Raw genomic sequence first — 18,765 nt, 5'->3', positions numbered from 1 at the left:
CCACCGGCACAGGCGTCCCCCCGTGCGCTCGTCCCGCTTCTTCTGTCGTATCCCGACAGGCCCCGGAGTCCGTGCCCGACGAGGCAGGAGGACCCGGTGGCCACCACCGCCGACGCGAACACCGCACCCCAGGCGGACGTCCGTGCCATGCGCCGCGCCATCGCGCTGGCCGCCCGCGGACTCGGCGCCACCAGCCCCAACCCCGTCGTCGGCTGCGTCATCACCGGCCCCACCGGGGACGTCGTCGGCGAAGGCTGGCACCAGCGCGCCGGCGGCCCGCACGCCGAGGTCCACGCCCTGCGCGCGGCCGGCCCGGCCGCCCGCGGCGGCACCGCGTACGTCACCCTCGAACCCTGCAACCACACCGGCCGCACCGGACCCTGCGCACAGGCCCTGATCGACGCCGGCATCAGCCGCGTCGTCTACGCCGTCTCCGACCCGAACCCGCAGGCCAGCGGCGGTGCCGCCACCCTGCGCGACGCCGGTGTCGAGGCCGTCGGCGGCCTGCTCCAGGACGAGGCCGCCGCCGGGAACGCGGCCTGGCTCACCTCCGTCCGCACCGGCCGCCCCCACGTCCTGTGGAAGTACGCCGCCACCCTCGACGGCCGCATCGCCGCCGCCGACGGCAGCAGCCGCTGGATCAGCTCCCCGGAGTCCCGCGCCGACGTCCACCGCCTGCGCGCCGAGGCCGACGCCGTCGTCGTCGGCTCGGGCACCCTCCGCGCCGACGACCCGCACCTCGCGGTCCGCGGCGTCGACGGAGCCCGCCAGCCCCTCCGCGTCGTCCTCGACACCCGCGCCACCCTCCGGGCCGGCGCCCGGGTCCTCGACGACGCCGCACCCACCCTGATCGCCGTCGCCGAGGACGCCGACACCGGCGCCCTGCCCGACGTCGACCTCGTCCGGCTCCCGCGCGACGCCGCAGGCCGGCCCGGCCTCAGCATCGAGGCCCTCCTCGCCGAGCTCCACGCCCGCGGCGTCCGCTCCGTACTCCTGGAAGGCGGCCCCACCCTGGCCGGCGCCTTCCTCGCCGCCGGCGCCGTCGACAAGGTCGTCGGCTACCTGGCACCCGCCCTGCTCGGCGCCGGCCCGGCCGCACTCGCCGACGCCGGCATCGGCACCATCACCGAAGCGCTCCGCCTCGACATCACCGAGGCCGTCCGCATCGGCCCCGATCTCCGCATCACCGCCGTCCCCACCGCCCCCAAGGAGCACTGAGTGTTCACCGGAATCGTCGAAGAACTGGGCGAGGTCACCGCCGTCGAGCAGCTCGCGGACGCCTCCCGCTTCCGCCTGCGCGGCCCCGTCGTCACCGAAGGCGCCAAGCACGGCGACTCCATCGCCGTCAACGGCGTCTGCCTGACCGTCGTGGAGACCGCGGACGGCGAGTTCACCGCCGACGTGATGCGCGAGACCCTGCTCCGCTCCAGCCTCGGCGCCCTGGAGAAGGGCTCCCGCGTCAACCTGGAGCGCCCCATGGCCCTCGGCGGCCGCCTCGGCGGCCACCTGGTCCAGGGCCACGTGGACGGCACCGGCGAGATCCTCTCCCGCACCCCCTCCGAGAACTGGGAGATCGTCAAGGTCTCGCTGCCCGCCGCGCTCTCCCGCTACGTCGTCGAGAAGGGGTCCATCACGGTCGACGGCGTCAGCCTCACCGTGGTCGAGGCCGCCGCCGACTACTTCACCATCAGCCTCATCCCCACCACCCTCGCCCTGACCACGCTCGGGACCAAGCAGCCCGGCGACCCGGTCAACCTGGAGGTCGACGTCCTCGCCAAGTACGTCGAACGCCTCCTCGCAGCCGGAGTCGACCCCCTGCACGCCGAGGAGAACGCCCAGTGAGCGCCCTGACCTGGCTCAACGCCGAGGCCTTCACCGTCTTCGGCCAGAAGGTCATCTGGTCCGACATGATCGGCAACCTGATGGGCCTGGCCGCCCTCGCCCTCGGCTGGCGCCGCTCCATATGGACCTGGCCCGCCCAGCTGCTCTCCGGCCTGATCCTCGTCGCCGCCTACGCCTCCGCCCACCTCGCCGGCGGCATCGGCAAGCAGCTCCTCGTCATCGGCGTGGCCGTGTTCGGCTGGTACTCCTGGCAGCGCGGCCGCCGCCAGGCCCAGGACGGCTCCATCGCCGTGCGCACCGCGAGCGGGAAGGAACGCGGCCTGCTCCTCGGCGGCGCGGTCCTCGGCACCCTCGCCGTCGGCGGCCTGTTCACCCTCTACCCCAGCCTCTCCTGGAGCCCGTGGGCCGACGCCTACATCTTCGTCGGCACCATCGTCGCGATGGTCGCCCAGGCCCGCGGACTGGTCGAGTTCTGGTTCGCCTGGCTGCTCGTCGACCTCGTCGGCGTCCCGCTCGCCTTCAGCAGCGGCCTGGTCTTCTCCGGCCTCGTCTACGTCGTCTACTTCGCCCTGGTCCTGTGGGGCGCCCACGACTGGTACCAGCGCTCCCGCACCAACGCCACCGCCCCCGCGCCCGCCCTGGAAGGAGCGACCGCATGACCGCCGACGCGCCCCACGAGACCCTCCGCCTCGACCCCGTCGAGCAGGCCATCCGGGACATCGCGGCAGGCCGCCCGATCGTCGTCGTCGACGACGAGGACCGCGAGAACGAGGGCGACCTCGTCATCGCCGCCGAGATGGCCACCCCCGAGATCGTCGCCTTCATGATGAGCGAGTGCCGCGGCCTGATCTGCGCGCCCATGGAGGCCGACGAGCTGGACCGGCTCGAACTCCCGCAGATGGTCCAGAACAACACCGAGTCGATGCAGACCGCGTTCACCGTCTCCGTCGACGCGACCGCCGCCCACGGCGTCACCACCGGCATCTCCGCCGCCGACCGCGCCACCACCCTGCGCCTCCTGGCCGGCGGCACCACCGGCCCCGAGGACTTCGTCCGCCCCGGCCACATCTTCCCGCTGCGCGCCAAGCCCGGCGGCGTCCTGACCCGCCCCGGCCACACCGAGGCCGCGGTCGACCTGGCCCGCCTGGCGGGCCTGCGCCCGGCCGGCGCCATCGTGGAGATCGCCGGCGAGGACGGCGTCATGCTGCGACTGCCCGAACTGATCCCCTTCGCCCGCAAGCACGGCCTGACGATCATCTCCATCGAGGACCTGATCGCCTACCGGCGCGCAGCCGAGCCCACCGTCCGCCGCGAGGCCGAGGTCCGCCTGCCCACCGCCTTCGGCGAGTTCACCGCCTACGGCTACCGCTCCACCGTCGACGGCGTCGAGCACATCGCCCTCGTCCACGGCGAGATCGGCGAGGGCGACGAGGTCCTCGTCCGGATGCACTCCGAGTGCCTGACCGGCGACATCTTCGCCTCCCGCCGCTGCGACTGCGGACCCCAGCTCCAGGCCTCCATGGAACGCATCCAGGCGGAGGGCCGCGGCGTGGTCGTCTACCTGCGCGGCCACGAGGGCCGCGGCATCGGCCTGCTGTCCAAGCTCCGCGCGTACGAACTCCAGGAACGCGGCCGCGACACCCTGGACGCCAACCTGGAGCTCGGTCTGCCCGCCGACGCCCGCGACTACGGCGCCGGCGCCCAGATGCTCGCCGACCTCGGCATCCGCAGCGTCCGGCTGCTGACGAACAACCCCGACAAGTCCGCCGCCCTGATCCGGCACGGCATCGTGGTCGCCGGCCGCGAGCCCATGCCCGTGGAGGCGGGCGAGCACAACGCGCACTACCTGCGCACCAAGCGCGACCGGATGGGACACGACCTGCCCTGGCTGGACGCGGCCCTGACCGCGTCCGCCTGTGCGAGCCAGTGACCTGCACCACCCCGAGCACCACCCCGAGCACCACCCCCACCACCCCCGACACGTACGAAGCACGAGGAGAACAGTGAGCGGCAAGGGCGCACCCGAACTGAGCGTGAAGAACTGCGGCGACCTCCGGGTCGCGGTCATCGCGGCGCAGTGGCACGAGAAGGTCATGGACGGACTCGTGGACGGCGCCCTGCGCGCCCTGCACGAGCTCGGCATCGACGAGCCGACCCTGCTGCGCGTCCCCGGCAGCTTCGAGCTCCCCGTGGTGGCGAAGGTACTCGCCGGTCGCGGCTACGATGCCATCGTCGCCCTCGGCGTGGTCATCCGCGGCGGCACCCCCCACTTCGACTACGTGTGCCAGGGCGTCACCCAGGGCCTGGTGCAGGTGTCGGTAGAGACCGGAGTCCCCGTCGGCTTCGGTGTCCTGACCTGCGACAACGACGAGCAGGCGCTGGACCGCGCCGGCCTCGAAGGGTCGAACGAGGACAAGGGGCACGAAGCGGTCACCGCCGCCGTCTCCACCGCGATGACGCTGCGGACCGTCAGCGAACCCTGGCGCTGAGCGGCGCGGGGGAACCCCGTATTCTGAGGACCATCATGGCGAACCGAACCCCCAAGAGTTTCGAAGAGCTCTTCACCGAGCTCCAGCTCAAGGCCGCCAACGGCGACCCCGGCACCTCCCGCACCGCCGAGCTGGTCGGCAAGGGCGTCCATGCCATCGGCAAGAAGGTCGTCGAGGAGGCCGCCGAGGTCTGGATGGCCGCGGAGTACGAGGGCAAGGAAGCCGCCGCCGAGGAGATCTCGCAGCTGCTGTACCACGTCCAGGTGATGATGGTCGCGCGCGGGATCTCCCTCGACGACGTCTACAAGCACCTCTGAGCACCGCCACCCCTCACACCCCCGCCCCGCACAGCACCAACTACCCACGCGAACAAAGGAACCGTCCCCATGCTGCGCATCGCCGTCCCCAACAAGGGTTCACTCTCCGGACCTGCGTCGGAGATGCTCCATGAGGCCGGCTACCGCCAGCGCAAGGAGTCCAAGGAACTCGTCACCGTCGACCCCGAGAACGAGGTCGAGTTCTTCTACCTGCGCCCCAAGGACATCGCGATCTACGTCGCGTCCGGCAAGCTCGACATCGGCATCACCGGCCGCGACCTGCTGCTGGACTCCGGTGCCAACGCGGAGGAGATCCTCCCGCTGAACTTCGGCCGGTCCACCTTCCGCTACGCCACCAAGCCCGGCACGGCGAAGGGCCCCGAGGACTTCCACGGGATGACCATCGCGACCTCCTACGAGGGGATCGTCGCCAAGCACCTCGCCGACCACGGGATCGACGCCTCCGTCGTCCACCTCGACGGCGCCGTCGAGACGGCCATCCAGCTCGGCGTCGCCGAGATCATCGCGGACGTCGTCGAGACCGGCACCAGCCTGCGCAACGCCGGCCTGGAGGTCATCGGCGACCCCATCCTCAAGTCCGAGGCCGTGGTCATCCGGCGCAACGGCGCCGACGGCTCCCACCCCCAGGTCCAGCAGTTCCTGCGCCGCCTCCAGGGCGTCCTGGTCGCCAGGTCCTACGTGATGATGGACTACGACTGCCGCGCCGAGCACCTGGAGCGCGCCGTCGCCCTCACCCCCGGCCTGGAGTCCCCGACCGTCTCCCCCCTCCACAACGAGGGCTGGGTCGCGGTCCGCGCGATGGTCCCCGCCAGGGACGCCCAGCGGATCATGGACGACCTCTACGAGCTCGGGGCCCGGGCCATCCTGACCACCTCGATCCACGCCTGCCGCCTGTGATGACCACCGAACAGCCGGCCGCCCCGGCCCTGCCCCAGCTGCCCGTCACCTTCCGGCCCACCCGCACCCGGGTGATCCTGCTGACCATAGGCGCGGCCATGTTCGCCACCATCACCGCCGTCGCGGTGATGCTCGAACGGCTCAGCACCGGCGAGCGGATCAGCTTCGTCTTCACCGCCGCCCTGCTCAGCTCCGTCCTCGTCCTGCTCTCCCGCCCCAAGGTGGTCGCGGACGCCACCGGCGTCACCGTCGTCAACCTGACCACCACCCGCCGGCTGGAATGGGCGCAGATCCTCCGCGTCAACCTCCGCCCCGGCGACCCCTGGGTGTTCCTCGACCTCAGCGACGGCACCAGCCTCCCCGCCCTCGGCATCCAGCCCGGCGTGGCCAGGCAGCAGGCCATCGCCGACGCCCGCGCCCTGCGCGCCCTCGCCGAGGCACGCGGCACCGGCTCGCACGCGGCCTGAGCGCCGCCCGCGCCCGGCCGGACTCCGGCCGGGCCCGGGCCCGCACCGCGCCGCGCACGGCGCAGTCCCCGTTGCGGGGACGATCGCACTGACTACTCTGGTGCCGGGACGCGCCCCCGCGTCCCGCCACCGGCCCCGGACCCCGTGGCCCGTGGGCACCTGCGACCAGAGGAGTGACTCCTTCCAGCAATGGACGGATCGTCCGGCAGTACCCCCGGCAGTACACGCGCCGCCCTCCCCCCGGAGGCGGCGGCATCATGACCACCCCGCTACTCCTGCTCGCCGCGGCCTTCGCGCTCATCCTCGCCAACGGCTTCTTCGTGGCCGCCGAATTCGGCCTGGTCACCGTCGAGAAGCCCGAGGCGGAACGTGCCGCCGCCGACGGCGACCGCCGCGCCCGCACCCTCGTCGAGGTCCTGCGGGAGCTCTCCTTCCAGCTCTCCGGCACCCAGCTGGGCATCACCATCACCTCCCTCGTCGTCGGCATGCTGGCCCAGCCCGCCCTCGCGGCACTGCTGTCCGGGCCGCTCGCCGCGCTCGGACTGCCCCGGGCAGCCGTGCCCGGCGTCGCCGTGGTGACGGGCATGCTGCTCGCCTCCGCCGTCCAGATGGTCGTCGGCGAGCTCGTCCCCAAGAACTGGGCGGTGTCCCGCCCCCTCCAGGTCGCCCGCTTCACGGCCGGCCCGCAGCAGGCGTTCTCCCGGGTGTTCCGCCCGGTCATCGCCGGGCTCAACGCCGTGGCCAACCGCCTCGTCCGGGCCATGGGCGTCGAACCGGCCGAGGAGCTGGCCTCCGCCCGCACCCCCGGCGAGCTGGTCTCCCTGGTGCGTCACTCGGCCCTGGCCGGCGCCCTCGAACAGGACACCGCGGACCTGTTCGTCCGCACCCTCTCCCTCGGCGAACTCACCGCCCAGCACGTCATGACCCCCCGCGTGAAGGTCAGCGCCCTTCAGGCCACCGCCACCGCGGCGGACGTCCTCAACCTCACCCGCGCCACCGGCCTCTCCCGGTTCCCGGTCTACCGCGACCGCATCGACGAGGTCACCGGGGTCGTCCACCTCAAGGACGCCCTCGCCGTGCGCGAACCCGAACGGGCCCGCACCACCGTGGACCGCATCTGCCTGCCCCCGCTGCTGGTGCCCGGCACCCTGCCGGTCCAGCCGCTGCTGGAACTGCTCCGCAGCCAGCAGCCGATGGCCGTCGTCGTCGACGAGTACGGCGGCACCGCCGGCGTCGTCACCCTGGAGGACATCGTCGAGGAACTCGTCGGCGAGGTCCGCGACGAACACGACCGCGCCGAGGCCCGGCCCGAACTCGCCCCCGCACCGGCCGAGGACGGCCGGCCCTCCTGGGAGGCGGACGGCAGCTGCCGCGTGCACACCCTGCGCCGGATAGGCCTGGAGGTCCCCGAAGGCCCCTACGAGACCGTCGCCGGCCTCGTCGCCGACCTCCTCGGCCGCATCCCGGCCCCCGGCGACCGCGCGGAACTCCCCGGCTGGCGGGTCTCCGTACGCCAGGTCGGCCGCAACCGCGCCGAGCGGGTCCGCCTCGTGCGGCTCCTCCCCGCCCACGCCACGGTCCCGGCCTCCGCCCCGCCCCCGGAAGCGGCCGCGAGTCCCTGGGCCCACGCCCAGACGGACCGGATGGAGACGGCAGCCCGGTGAGCGCGCTCCAACTCCTCTTCGCCCTGCTCCTGGTCCTCGCCAACGGCTTCTTCGTCGGCGCCGAGTTCGCCCTCGTGTCGGTCCGCCGCAGCCAGATCGAACCCCTGGCCGCCGGCTCCAAACGGGCCCGGCAGGTCCTCCACGGCCTGGAGAACCTGCCCCGCATGATGGCCGCGGCCCAGTTCGGCATCACCGTCTGCTCCCTGACCCTGGGCGCCGTCGCCGAACCCACCGTCGCCCGCCTGCTGGAACCGGTGTTCCACGCCGCCCACGTCCCGCAGGGCCTCATCCACCCGCTCGGCTACGTCGTCGCGCTCGCCGCGGTGGTCTTCCTGCACCTGGTGATCGGCGAGATGGTGCCCAAGAACCTGGCGATGGCCGCGCCGGAACGGACCGCGCTCTGGCTCAGCCCCGGCCTGGTCGCCTTCGCCCGCCTGTGCGGGCCGGTCACCGCCGCGCTGGGCGCCTGCGCGCACCTCGTGCTCCGCCTGTTCGGCGTCGAACCCAAGGACGAGGTCGAAGCCGTCTACACCAGCAGCCAGCTGGGCCGGCTGGTCCAGGACTCCCGGCAGGCCGGCCTGCTGGAACCCCTGGAGCAGGAACGCCTGGAGGACGCCCTGGAACTGGGCAGCCGCCCCGTCACCGACGTCCTGCTGGCGCGCGACCGCCTGGTCACCGTCAGCCCGGCGGCCACGCCGCGGCAGATCGAACTCCTGACGGTCCGCACCGGGTACTCGCGCTTCCCCGTACGGTCGGTCACCGGGGCGTTCATGGGCTACGTGCACGTCAAGGACGTCCTGGACGCGGAGGACCGCGAACGGGCCGTGCCGCAGCAGCTCTGGCACCGGATGCCGACCCTGTCGGCGACGCTCCCGCTGGACGACGCGCTCACCGTGATGCGCCGCAAGGCCACCCACCTGGCGCAGGTCGCCGACGCGGCGGGCCGGGTCCTCGGCCTGGTCGCCCTGGAGGACGTCCTGGAGATGCTGGTGGGCGAAGTCCGCGACCCCGCCCACCGAACCCGCTGACCGCCCGCCCAGCGGGGCGAGGCTTGGGGGCGGCGTCGCGGGGCTCGGGGTTCGTGCCCGGCCGGGGGCACTTCTAGCCCGAGCGGCGTTTGAGCGGGCCGGGCCGGGCTTCGCCCGGGCTTCCGGGGCTCCGCCCCGGCCCGCAGGCGACCGCGGTTCAGGACAGGACCTGTCCTCTGCGGAGCGGATAGTGGTCGGGTGACCAGCGACACGACCTCCCGCATGCTCCGCCTCCTGTCCCTCCTCCAGACCCGCCGCGACTGGTCCGGCGCCGACCTCGCCGACCGGCTGGCGGTGACCGTGCGGACCGTCCGCCGCGACATCGACCGGCTCCGCGAGCTCGGCTACCCCGTGGACAGCGCCCGCGGCCACGCCGGCGGCTACCGGCTCGCCTCCGGCACCGACCTGCCCCCGCTGCTCCTCGACGACGACGAGGCCGTCGCCATCGCCGTCGCCCTGCGCACCGCCGCCGGCGGTCTCACCGGCATCGAGGAGACCGCCCTCCGCGCGCTCGCCAAGCTGGAGCAGGTCCTGCCGCGCCGCCTGCGCGGCCGGGTCGCCGCCGTCCAGGGGTCGCTCGCCGGGATCGTCTGGGACGAGGACCGCCGCGGACCCCGCGCCGACCCCGCCGTGCTGGCCACCCTCGCCGTCGCCTGCCGCGACCACGAGCTCCTCGCCTTCGACTACGCCACCCGCCACGGCACCACCTCCCGCCGCCGCGTCGAGCCGCAGCACCTCGTGGCCTCCGGCCCCCTCTGGTACCTGCTCGCCCACGACACCGACCGGGCGGACTGGCGGCTCTTCCGCCTGGACCGCGTCACCGACCCGCTCCCCACCGGCCGCCGCGTCCCGCCCCGCGAGGTGCCCGGCGGCGACCCCGCCGCCTTCGTGGCCGGCCGGCTGACCGCCGCCCCCGTGCGTCACCGGGCCGTCGCCACCGTACGGGCCCCCGCCGCGGAACTGCGCGCGGCGCACCCGGGCCTGGCCGGCCGGCTCCGGCCCGTCGACGACGCGACCTGCCGGCTCGACGCCTCCGACGACGCCCTGCCGCGCATCGCCCGGCTCCTGGCCGGACTCGACGCCGAGTACACCCTGGACGCCGACCCCGAGGTCCTCGACCACCTCCGGCACGCGGCCCGCCGCCTCGCGGACGCCGCCCGCTACACCGACGGCGGCTCCGGCGCGCGCCCCGAGAGCACCTCGCCGTAGGCCTGCATCAGGTCGGGCAGCCGCAGCGTCGCCAGGTCGTCCCGCGAGGGCGTCCCGCTGTACCCCGCCAGCCGCAGGTCCCGGTAGGCGCAGCTCTTCTCGTACAGCGTGCGCAGGAACCGCCCGTTGCCCAGCTCGTCGATCCAGCCCTGTTCCACGACGTGCCCGCTGATGCTGCGCAGCTCCTCCAGCGCCTCCTCGTCCCAGCGGTCCCCGTTCGCGTCCGCCAGGACGCCGCCGATCGCCGTCAGCTCCGCCGGCCGGTAGCTCGGGAAGTCCACCCGCGTGGTGAAACGGGAGGACAGCCCCGGGTTCGCCGCCAGCAGGCGGTCCATGCCCGCCGGGTACCCGGCCAGGATCACCACCAGCTGGTCCCGGTTGTCCTCCGCCCGCTTCAGCAGCACCTGCAGGGCCTCGTCGCCGTACGCGTCGCCCTTGCTGTAGCCCGAGTTCGACAGGCTGTACGCCTCGTCCACGAACAGCACCCCGCCGATCGCCGAGTCGATCAGCTCGTTCGCCTTCACCGCCGTCTGCCCGAGGAACTCACCGACAAGGTCCGCCCGTTGGGCCTCCACCAGGTGGTCCCCGCCCAGCAGCCCCAGCGCGTAGAACACCCGGCCGAGGATCCGCGCCACGGTGGTCTTGCCCGTGCCCGAGGGCCCCGAGAACACGAAGTGGCGTTTCGGCGGCTGCACGGGTAACCCCTGACCGGCCCGCAGCCGCGCCATGTGCAGCTGCGCCGACAACGCCTTGACCTGGCGTTTCACCGGCTCCAGGCCCACCATCCGCTCGAGCTCCGCCAACGCCTGCGCCAGCAGCTCGGGATCCGCCGGCCCGGACGGCAGCCCAGCCGGAGCCCCCTGCGGCGGCACCGGCGCCCGGTGCCGTACGCCGTCCAGCCGGCCCGCGCCCGCACCCGGCCCGGCCGGCGGCACCCGCGGCACGCCCGGCCCCGCAGCCGCCCCGCCGCCCGGCAGCGGCTCCGCCTCGGCCGGCGCCGGAGGGACGTCCACCGCGGCGGCCCCGCCCAGCGCGACCGCCGCGAAGTCACCGCCGACCGGCGTCAGGTCGTACCCCTCCAGACCGTCCGCCCCGTCCGCCTCCGCGATCGCGGTCAGCCGGGCCGCCGTGTCCATGAACGCCGGATCCACCCGGTGCACCGCCCGGTACAGCGGCAGCGCGGCCGCACTGCGCCCCGTCCCCTCGTGCGCCCGGGCCAGCCAGTACCGCAGCTCCTTGCGCTGCGGCTGCTCGCTGCGGCACCGCATCAGCGCCGCCGACAGCATCGGCTCGGCCTGCCCGTACATCTCCAGCCGGACCCGGGCCATGCCCCCGAACAGCCCCGACTCGATGCCCAGCACCGGGTCGTCCACCAGCGGCTCGGTGTGCCGGACCAGCTGCTCCCAGTCCTTCACCAGGTACGCCCGGCAGGCGTGCAGGAACCGCACCTGCGGGTCGGCGTCCACCGGCGGCAGCGCGGCCAGCGCCTGGTCCAGCTCCGGCACGTGCCGGCCGTCCAGCCAGTGCGAGGCGTGCGCCAGCAGCAGGTCGCGCCGGCTCTCCAGCACCGGCTGCACCCACCAGCCCAGCCAGTACCACGAGTTGAGGGTGCGGCGGTGCCGGGCCCGCTGCTCCCCGAACCGGTCCTGGTGGGTGTACATCCGCAGCAGCGCGTTGGTGGTGTCCACCCGCAGCGCGTGCAGGCCCAGCCAGGCGTCCGCCATCGTGGGGTCGAGGCGCACGGCCGTCCGGAACTCCTCCTCGGCCTGCGGGTACGCGCCCATCGTGCAGGCGTCCACCCCCCGCAGCCAGGCGAGTTCGGCGGGGGCGTGCGCGTTGCCGCTGCCCTGCGTGCCGAAGTCCATCACGTCCCCCACAGACTGCCCCCGTGGTGCGCGGCAACCTCCGCTTCGAAGAAGCGAGTTGCCCCTGCGCCGATGAATTCAGGCTGGCATCGTACCTGCGGTTACGGTCCTTACGCAGTGCGCCGAGGGCATCGATCGGGTGCATCACGGAAGCGCCGGACGTGACGCTGTGTGAGGAAGTGGAGGGGGCGGGAACGCCCCGAGGGCAGAACGAAGCCCCCGATCACGGGGGAACAACCGGGGGCTTCGTGTCCGCTGCGGCCCGTAGACCGCGCATTGAGAACGTAAGGCCGTCGTGGGGCCCAGGTCAAGCGATGCCGGGCGGCCCGGCGCCCCGCGCTCCGCCCCGGCCCCTCAGGCCCGGGGCAGGTCGTGACCCTCGGTGACGGAACTGCTCGTTCCCGCGGCCGCACCCGTCCCGGAAGTCCACTCGTATCCCGTACCGCACTGGCGCACCAGGACGTCGGCGAAGGGGCGTGAAGGATCACCGGCGAAGTGCGCGAGCTCCGCGCGCTCCCATCCGTCCCAGAATCCGGCGAGTTCGCGCCCGTCCCGGCTCCGCCCCCGCCGCCAGGACTCCTCCCGCGGCGTCTCCATCCACAGCAGCCGGGCCAGGTGCGGCCGCAGCGCCCGGCGGCCCGCGCCCACCCCTTCGACCAGCAGCAGCGGCACCGGCTCCTGCACCCGCTCGGCTCCGAACCGCCGCTCCACCCAGTCGTACGGGCGCCAGTGCGCGGCCCGGCCGGCGGCCAGCGGCTCCAGCAGCTGCGACCGGAACCGCCCCGTCCACCCGAACGGTTCCGCGTGGGTGGCCACGTCGTCCAGGTGCAGCACCGGGACCCCGCCCAGCGCCGTCGCCAGCCGCCCGGCGAAGGTGCTCTTCCCCGAGCCGGCGTGCCCGTCCACGCCGATCAGCCGCACCGGCCCCAGCGAGGGGGGCAGCGCGGCGAGCTCCCGGGCCAGCACTTCCAGCGTGTTCACCCGGTCAGGGTACGCAGGGCCGGTCCGGCGGCCGCACCCGCCACGGTTGCGGCCACCGCCACGCCACCGCCACGCACCGCCGAGCCGCCGCCACGCCACCGCCACGCACCGCCGAGCCGCCGCCACGCCACCGCCACCGGTGCCGGCCGGATCCGCCGCGCCGCCCCGACCCCGAAGGCGCCGGCTGACCCGAAAGGCGCCCCCTGCCCCGACACGCGCCCGGACCCTGGCCCCGCCCCCGCCGGAACTGGGAGGGTGGCAGGAGCCGCCGCCCCGACCGACCCGGGAGTCCGCCGATGACCGCACCCGCCCCGCGCCGGGCCCTGCTCGCCGCCGCCCTCGCGGCCGCCACCGCCGCCACCGCCGCCTCCGTGTCCGGCACGGCAGCCGAGGCGGCCCCGGCCCCCCAGGTGCCGGAGGGCGACGGCTCGCCCGCGTCCCTGCCGGAGGAAGACGCACAGGCCACGGCCGCCGCGGGCCCGACCGTGGACAACCTCTTCTGGTTCACCTACCGCGACTGGCGGGCCGGTACCCACCGCGGAACCGCCGCCGTGCCCGGCGCCCGGCCCGGTCTGACGCTGCGCACCCCGCAGGGGCGCACCGAGTACGCCGACCCGCACACCGGGCGGCGCAGCACCTGGGAGTACGCGTCCTGGACCTCGCCGGTGCACACCTCGACCGTGCCGGCCACGGAGGCCATCGCCTCCTGGAACGCGCACACCCCGGCGGGCACCTGGCTGCAGACGGAGATCCGCTGCACCTACACCGACGGCACCGCCACCCCCTGGTACGTGATGGGCCGCTGGGCCTCCGGCGACGCCGACATCCGCCGCACCTCGGTCGACGGCCAGACCGACGGCCGGTCGACGGTGTGGACCGACACCCTCGCCGTGGACGGTCCGGCCCGGGCCCGCGGCCTGCGGCTGCGCGACTGGCGGCTGCGGCTCACCCTCTACCGCCGGCCCGGCTCCGCCGGGGCGCCCCTGGTGTGGCTGGCCGGGGCCATGGCCTCGGCCGTCCCGGACCGGTTCACCGTCCCGGCCTCCGTGCCCGGCCGGGCACGCGAGCTGCCGGTGCCCCGGTACTCGCAGGAGGTCCACGTCGGCCGCTACCCGGAGTACGACAACGGGGGCGAGGCCTGGTGCAGCCCCAGCTCGTCCCAGATGGCCATCGAGTACTGGGGCCGGCGGGCCGGCGCCGAGGACGTGGCCTGGGTCGACTCCCGCTACACCGACCCGCAGGTCTGCCACGCGGCCCGGTCCACGTACGACTACGCGTACAAGGGCTGCGGCAACTGGCCCTTCAACGCCGCCTACGCCGCCACCTACCGGGGGCTGGGCGGCGTGGTGACCAGGCTGACCTCGCTCAACGAGCTGGAGACCCTGGTGGCGTCCGGGATCCCGGTGATCACCTCCCAGTCCTTCCGGGAGGGCGAGCTGACCGGCGCCGGTTACGGCACGGCCGGCCACCTGATGACCGTGGTCGGCTTCACCGCCTCCGGTGACGTGGTCGTGAACGACCCGCACGCCCCGACCAACCGCGCCGTCCGCCGGGTCTACCGCAGGCGCGAGTTCGAGAACGTCTGGCTGCGCACCAAGCGCCGCAACGCTGCGGGGAAGGTCCTCACCGGCAGCGGAGGCGTCTGCTACGTCTTCGGGCCGACCCGCCCGACGGCGGCCCACCTGACGGCGCTGAGGACCGTGGGAGTCCTGTGACGGGGCGCATGACCCGGTACGGAAGCGGGAATAAAGTGGACATAAAGGGCTGATCACACGTCTGCAGGAGGCGGCCCCCCATGACCACCCAACCGAGAATCGAACACCACCCCGACCTGGCCGAGATGCGCTCCCGGTTCGAGCGCGTGACCAGCACCCCCCGTGCGCAGGCCGTGGAGACCCTGGCGCTGATCACGGGCCTGTACCTGGCGGCCTCGCCGTGGATCGCCGGGTTCAGCGAGCTCGGCCCGCTGGCGATCAACAACCTGATCGCGGGCCTCGCGTTCTGCGTCTGCATGAGCGGCCTGGGCTCCGCCTACGAGCGGACGCACGCCATGGCCTGGACGGCCGTGGCGCTGGGCGCCTGGACGATCGTCGCCCCATGGGTGATCGCGGGTGAGATGGACACCACGCGCACCGTCGTCAACAACATCATCACGGGTGCCATCGCCCTCTGCCTCGGCCTGGCCATGGCGGCCATGGCGGGGAGGGGGGAGCGCCGCACCCGCTGACCGGGCGCGCGTGGCCCGCGCCCCGCGGCTCGCACGGATGATCCGGCAGTGACCCGGGCCCCGGCGGCAGTGACCAACGTCTCTACCGCCGGGGCCCTTCCGCTGGCACATTGGAGGGACGCCCCGGGGGGAGCGGCACCACCGTCCACCGCCAGACGAACCATGCGAGACCGCCCATGACTGCGAACACCGCCGCCTCCGCCCACGCCCGGAACCTCGTCCGCACCGGCGGCCCCGAGGACCGGTCCAAGTGGCTGGAGCACGTCCTCGGCTGGACCCTGGTGGTCGTGGTCGCCATGTTCGTCACCCAGGTCGGCTGGCTCTAGGTCCCGACCGGATCCGCCCGCTTCCGCACTTCCCCGCCCGCCCCGTGAGGGCGGCCGGGGGAGTGCGATACTGCGCTCGTCTTGGGCAGTTCGAGGGCGGGGCCGACAGTGGACGACAGCAAGCGACGGGGGGCCACCGGCCGCTCCCAGGCCCGCCGGGCCGAACTCATCGCGATCGGCCGCAGGCTGTTCGCGGACACCCCGTACGACGCGCTGAACATGGACGACATAGCCCGCCAGGCGGGCGTCGCCAAGGGCCTCATCTACTACTACTTCAAGAGCAAGCGGGGCTACTACCTCGCCATCGTGGAGGACTCCGTCTCCGCCTTCGTGGCCGGGGCCGCCGGTGACACCGGGCTGCCCCCCGCCGAGCGGGTCCGCCGCACCATCGACGGCTACCTCCACTACGCCGAGCACCACCAGGCCGCCTACCGGACCATCGTGACCGGCGGGGTCGGCTGCGACGCCGAGGTGCTCGCCCTCCGCGACGCCGTCCGCGAGGAACTCGCGCTCACCATCGCCGAGGGCGCCTACGGCCGCCGCGAGGTGCCTCCGCTCGCCCGGCTCGCCCTGATCGGCTGGCTGGCCGGGGTGGAGGCCGTCACCCTCGACTGGATCGGCGCCCCCGCCTCCGCCGGCCGGGACCGGCTCGCCGCCCTGCTCGTGCGCCAGCTGCGGGCCACGCTCACGGTCATCGGGGAATTCGTCCCCGAATGCCCCGCGCCGCCCCCGTCCGGACCGACCGATGATCTTGCGCCAGTGACGGGAAGCCGCTGATCGTGCATACTCGACCCGCCGCAGCCGCCCACCCGCGCCTCCCGTGATCCGGGAGGGCACGATCGGCTGCAAGAGCACCGAGACCCGGCGGCGCGTCCCACACCTCACGCGCTGCCCGTGCCCGACGAGGGAGGAAAGCGCCGCCATGACCGATCGCGCCCCGCAGCCGGTGGACCGTCAGCTGCCCACCGAGGAGTCCCGGGACCTCCTCGCGCTCGTACGAGAGATCGCCGCCCGGGAGATCCGCCCGCAGGCCGCCGAGCAGGAGGAGGCCGGCCGGTTCCCCCGCGAGGTCTTCCGCCTGCTGTCCGAGTCCGGTCTGCTCGGACTTCCCTACGACGGCGAGTTCGGCGGTGGTGAGCAGCCGTACGAGGTCTACCTCCAGGTGCTGGAAGAGCTCGCGGCGGCCCGGCTCACCGTCGGCCTCGGCGTCAGCGTGCACTCGCTCGCCTGCCACGGCCTCGCCGGCTACGGCACCAAGCAGCAGCAGGCCGAGCACCTGCCGGCCATGCTCGGCGGCGGCCTGCTGGGCGCCTACTGCCTCTCGGAGCCGTCCTCCGGCTCCGACGCGGCCTCCCTGACGACCAAGGCCGTCCGCGACGGCGACGACTGGCTGATCACCGGCACCAAGGCCTGGATCACCCACGGCGGCATCGCCGACTTCCACACCGTGCTCGCCCGCACCGGCGGCCCCGGCCCCAGGGGCATCACGGCCTTCCTGGTCCCCGGCGACGCCCCCGGCCTGTCGGCCGCCGCCCCCGAGAAGAAGATGGGCATGAAGGGCTCGCCCACCGCCCAGCTGCACTTCGACGGCGTGCGCGTGCCCGACTCCCGCCGCATCGGCGAGGAGGGCCAGGGCTTCACCATCGCCCTGTCGGCCCTGGACTCCGGCCGCCTCGGCATCGCGGCCTGCGCCATCGGCGTCGCCCAGGCGGCCCTCGACGAGGCCCTGGCGTACGCGCTGGACCGCAAGCAGTTCGGCCACCCGATCGCGGACTTCCAGGGCCTGCGCTTCATGCTGGCCGACATGGCCACCCGCATCGAGGCGGGCCGGTCGCTCTACCTGTCCGCCGCCCGCCTGCGCGACCAGGGCAAGCCGTTCTCCCGCGAGGCGGCGATGGCCAAGCTGTTCTGCACCGACACCGCCATGGCGGTGACCACGGACGCGGTCCAGGTGCTGGGCGGCTACGGCTACACCCAGGACTTCCCGGTCGAGCGGCTGATGCGCGAGGCGAAGGTCCTCCAGATCGTCGAGGGCACCAACCAGATCCAGCGCATGGTGATCGCCCGCCACCTGGCGGGGCCGGAAACCCGCGCCTGATCCGCTGCGGCGGCCTCCGGTCGCTCCGCGCCGGCCACGGCTCCCGGCCGCCGCCCTGCCCGCCCCACCCGCCCTGCCCGCCCCCCGGCCCCGTCCGCGCCGGGGGGCGGTCGCGCGCACGGGCGGCGTACGGGCCGGGCCGCGTGCCCCCGGGGCGGTGTGCGGCCGGGCGGCCCCGGCCCCGTACGGCGGGCGCGCGCCGCGCCCCCGTTCGGCGGGCGTGCGCCGCGCGGCGCGCGGGAGGCGCGTGAAGAGCAGGTCCGGGGCCCCCGCGTTAGGCTCGTACGGGTACGTACGGGGCGGCGAAAGGGAAGGCCCGTCATGTGCCGCTGGCTCGCCTACTCGGGATCGCCGATCCTGCTGGACACGGTCCTCTACCGGCCGGAGCACTCACTCATCAACCAGAGCCTGCACGCCCGGCTGGGCGTGGAGACCACCAACGGGGACGGCTTCGGCCTCGGCTGGTACAGCTCGGAGGGTGACGGGAGCCCGGCCGTCTTCCGGGACATCGGCCCGGCCTGGAACAACCGCAACCTGCTGGAGCTGGCCTCGCACGTCCGCTCGAGGCTGTTCTTCGCCCACGTCCGGGCGTCCACCGGCACCGCCATCCAGCAGACCAACTGCCACCCGTTCCGGCACGGCCGGTGGATGTGGATGCACAACGGGTCCATCTCCGACTTCCACCGGCTGCGACGGGACCTGTGCATGGCCGTGGACCCGGCCCTCTTCCCCTCGATCGAGGGCTCCACGGACTCCGAGGTGATGTTCTACCTCGCGGTCACCTACGGGCTGGACCAGGACGTGCCCACGGCCGTCGCCCGGATGGCCGGGCTGGTGGAGCGGCTCGGCAAGGAGCACGGGGTGGAGAACCCCCTCCAGATGACCGTGGCCGTATCGGACGGCGAGCGGCTGTGGGCGTTCCGCTACTCCAGCGTCGGCAAGTCCCGCTCGCTGTTCTACAGCAGCAAGGCGGAAACGGTTCGCCAGCTGCACCCGGAGCTGGACCTGCTGCGCGGCGTCTCCGACGCCACCCGACTGGTGGTGTCCGAGCCCCTGGGCAGCCTGCCGGGGGTCTGGAACCCGCTGCCCGAGGGGAGCTTCGTCGAGATCCCCTCCACCGGGAACACCGACTACCACACCTTCGTGCCCATCCAGTTCTGACGGTCAGGGCTCCGGGTCGCCGAAGAGCGGACCGCTCGGCCAGACCGGGGCCGGCCCCCCCCCCGGCCCCACCCGGGGGCGGGGGGCCCCCCCCGGGGGCCCCCCCCCCCCCCCCCGCGCGCGCAGCGCCCCGGTCATCCGGGGGTCCGGCAGCGGCGGAACCCCTTAGTGGC

19 protein-coding genes are annotated in these 18,765 nt (G+C 74.2%); 17 read left to right on the top strand and 2 right to left on the bottom strand.

Features of this window, described 5'->3' with window-relative positions:
- Positions 1–96 precede the first annotated feature (96 nt).
- The 11 genes from ribD (at position 97) to ACFY61_RS30330 (ending at position 9,934) form a co-directional block, all read left to right on the top strand.
- Positions 97–1,218, top strand: coding sequence for a bifunctional diaminohydroxyphosphoribosylaminopyrimidine deaminase/5-amino-6-(5-phosphoribosylamino)uracil reductase RibD (ribD, locus tag ACFY61_RS30380; RefSeq protein WP_389477295.1), 1,122 nt, complete (start codon positions 97–99; stop codon positions 1,216–1,218).
- Entirely contained in the window at positions 1,219–1,842 is a 624-nt protein-coding gene (locus ACFY61_RS30375; RefSeq protein WP_389477293.1) for a riboflavin synthase, read from the top strand.
- Positions 1,839–2,501 (top strand): nicotinamide riboside transporter PnuC, encoded by a 663-nt coding sequence (pnuC, locus tag ACFY61_RS30370; RefSeq protein ID WP_389477291.1) that lies wholly within the window; start codon positions 1,839–1,841, stop codon positions 2,499–2,501. The genes ACFY61_RS30375 and pnuC overlap by 4 nt, the downstream gene beginning before the upstream one ends.
- Entirely contained in the window at positions 2,498–3,772 is a 1,275-nt protein-coding gene (locus ACFY61_RS30365; protein WP_389477289.1) for a bifunctional 3,4-dihydroxy-2-butanone-4-phosphate synthase/GTP cyclohydrolase II, read from the top strand. The genes pnuC and ACFY61_RS30365 overlap by 4 nt, the downstream gene beginning before the upstream one ends.
- Positions 3,773–3,845: 73 nt before the next feature.
- Entirely contained in the window at positions 3,846–4,331 is a 486-nt protein-coding gene (gene ribH, locus ACFY61_RS30360) for a 6,7-dimethyl-8-ribityllumazine synthase (protein WP_365113712.1), read from the top strand.
- A 35-nt stretch (positions 4,332–4,366) separates the two neighbouring features.
- A complete protein-coding gene (locus tag ACFY61_RS30355; protein WP_389477287.1) occupies positions 4,367–4,648 on the top strand; it encodes a phosphoribosyl-ATP diphosphatase in 282 nt (93 codons plus the stop codon).
- Between the two features lie 69 nt (positions 4,649–4,717).
- The gene (gene hisG, locus ACFY61_RS30350) at positions 4,718–5,566 is read left to right on the top strand and encodes an ATP phosphoribosyltransferase (RefSeq protein ID WP_389477285.1); all 849 of its coding nucleotides are present in this window, start codon (positions 4,718–4,720) and stop codon (positions 5,564–5,566) included.
- Positions 5,566–6,033 (top strand): PH domain-containing protein, encoded by a 468-nt coding sequence (locus ACFY61_RS30345; RefSeq protein WP_389477283.1) that lies wholly within the window; start codon positions 5,566–5,568, stop codon positions 6,031–6,033. The genes hisG and ACFY61_RS30345 overlap by 1 nt, the downstream gene beginning before the upstream one ends.
- A gap of 257 nt (positions 6,034–6,290) precedes the next feature.
- A complete protein-coding gene (locus ACFY61_RS30340; RefSeq protein WP_389477280.1) occupies positions 6,291–7,697 on the top strand; it encodes a hemolysin family protein in 1,407 nt (468 codons plus the stop codon).
- Positions 7,694–8,725, top strand: coding sequence for a hemolysin family protein (locus ACFY61_RS30335; RefSeq protein WP_389477278.1), 1,032 nt, complete (start codon positions 7,694–7,696; stop codon positions 8,723–8,725). Before ACFY61_RS30340 ends, ACFY61_RS30335 begins: the two co-directional genes overlap by 4 nt.
- A 198-nt stretch (positions 8,726–8,923) precedes the next feature.
- Positions 8,924–9,934, top strand: a complete 1,011-nt coding sequence (locus tag ACFY61_RS30330) for a helix-turn-helix transcriptional regulator (RefSeq protein WP_389477276.1) — start codon at positions 8,924–8,926, stop codon at positions 9,932–9,934.
- Here the strand turns inward: ACFY61_RS30330 and ACFY61_RS30325 are convergent.
- The gene (locus ACFY61_RS30325) at positions 9,886–11,799 is read right to left on the bottom strand and encodes an AAA family ATPase (RefSeq protein ID WP_389477274.1); all 1,914 of its coding nucleotides are present in this window, start codon (positions 11,797–11,799) and stop codon (positions 9,886–9,888) included. The two genes, ACFY61_RS30330 and ACFY61_RS30325, sit on opposite strands and share 49 nt — an antisense overlap.
- A 354-nt stretch (positions 11,800–12,153) precedes the next feature.
- A complete protein-coding gene (locus ACFY61_RS30320; RefSeq protein WP_389477272.1) occupies positions 12,154–12,780 on the bottom strand; it encodes a uridine kinase in 627 nt (208 codons plus the stop codon).
- Between the two features lie 296 nt (positions 12,781–13,076).
- Here ACFY61_RS30320 and ACFY61_RS30315 point away from each other — a divergent pair, with 296 nt between their 5' ends.
- The 6 genes from ACFY61_RS30315 to ACFY61_RS30290 all read left to right on the top strand — a co-directional run bounded on the left by ACFY61_RS30315 (position 13,077) and on the right by ACFY61_RS30290 (position 18,592).
- Positions 13,077–14,495 (top strand): peptidase C39 family protein, encoded by a 1,419-nt coding sequence (locus ACFY61_RS30315; RefSeq protein WP_389477270.1) that lies wholly within the window; start codon positions 13,077–13,079, stop codon positions 14,493–14,495.
- A gap of 80 nt (positions 14,496–14,575) precedes the next feature.
- A complete protein-coding gene (locus ACFY61_RS30310; RefSeq protein ID WP_389477268.1) occupies positions 14,576–15,007 on the top strand; it encodes an SPW repeat protein in 432 nt (143 codons plus the stop codon).
- 176 nt (positions 15,008–15,183) lie between these two features.
- Positions 15,184–15,333 (top strand): SCO1431 family membrane protein, encoded by a 150-nt coding sequence (locus ACFY61_RS30305; protein WP_389477266.1) that lies wholly within the window; start codon positions 15,184–15,186, stop codon positions 15,331–15,333.
- A gap of 108 nt (positions 15,334–15,441) precedes the next feature.
- Positions 15,442–16,110, top strand: a complete 669-nt coding sequence (locus ACFY61_RS30300; protein WP_389477264.1) for a TetR/AcrR family transcriptional regulator — start codon at positions 15,442–15,444, stop codon at positions 16,108–16,110.
- A gap of 145 nt (positions 16,111–16,255) precedes the next feature.
- Positions 16,256–17,431 (top strand): acyl-CoA dehydrogenase family protein, encoded by a 1,176-nt coding sequence (locus ACFY61_RS30295; RefSeq protein WP_389477262.1) that lies wholly within the window; start codon positions 16,256–16,258, stop codon positions 17,429–17,431.
- A gap of 321 nt (positions 17,432–17,752) precedes the next feature.
- Complete coding sequence (locus tag ACFY61_RS30290; RefSeq protein ID WP_389477260.1) at positions 17,753–18,592, top strand: class II glutamine amidotransferase; 840 nt, start codon at positions 17,753–17,755, stop codon at positions 18,590–18,592.
- Positions 18,593–18,765: the final 173 nt, after the last annotated feature.

The sequence above is a fragment of the Streptomyces sp. NPDC012888 genome (genome assembly GCF_042900645.1).
Taxonomy (GTDB): Bacteria; Actinomycetota; Actinomycetes; order Streptomycetales; family Streptomycetaceae; genus Streptomyces.
This window is presented reverse-complemented; position numbering and strand designations above follow the sequence as displayed.

Coding starts and splice junctions, on each gene's coding strand:
- ACFY61_RS30365 (WP_389477289.1), top strand. CDS start 2,498: ATGACCGCCGACGCGCCCCACGAGACCCTCCGCCTCGACCCCGTCGAG.
- ACFY61_RS30355 (WP_389477287.1), top strand. CDS start 4,367: ATGGCGAACCGAACCCCCAAGAGTTTCGAAGAGCTCTTCACCGAGCTC.
- hisG (WP_389477285.1), top strand. CDS start 4,718: ATGCTGCGCATCGCCGTCCCCAACAAGGGTTCACTCTCCGGACCTGCG.
- ACFY61_RS30345 (WP_389477283.1), top strand. CDS start 5,566: ATGACCACCGAACAGCCGGCCGCCCCGGCCCTGCCCCAGCTGCCCGTC.
- ACFY61_RS30340 (WP_389477280.1), top strand. CDS start 6,291: ATGACCACCCCGCTACTCCTGCTCGCCGCGGCCTTCGCGCTCATCCTC.
- ACFY61_RS30325 (WP_389477274.1), bottom strand. CDS start 11,799: ATGGACTTCGGCACGCAGGGCAGCGGCAACGCGCACGCCCCCGCCGAA.
- ACFY61_RS30315 (WP_389477270.1), top strand. CDS start 13,077: ATGACCGCACCCGCCCCGCGCCGGGCCCTGCTCGCCGCCGCCCTCGCG.
- ACFY61_RS30310 (WP_389477268.1), top strand. CDS start 14,576: ATGACCACCCAACCGAGAATCGAACACCACCCCGACCTGGCCGAGATG.
- ACFY61_RS30305 (WP_389477266.1), top strand. CDS start 15,184: ATGACTGCGAACACCGCCGCCTCCGCCCACGCCCGGAACCTCGTCCGC.
- ACFY61_RS30295 (WP_389477262.1), top strand. CDS start 16,256: ATGACCGATCGCGCCCCGCAGCCGGTGGACCGTCAGCTGCCCACCGAG.
- ACFY61_RS30290 (WP_389477260.1), top strand. CDS start 17,753: ATGTGCCGCTGGCTCGCCTACTCGGGATCGCCGATCCTGCTGGACACG.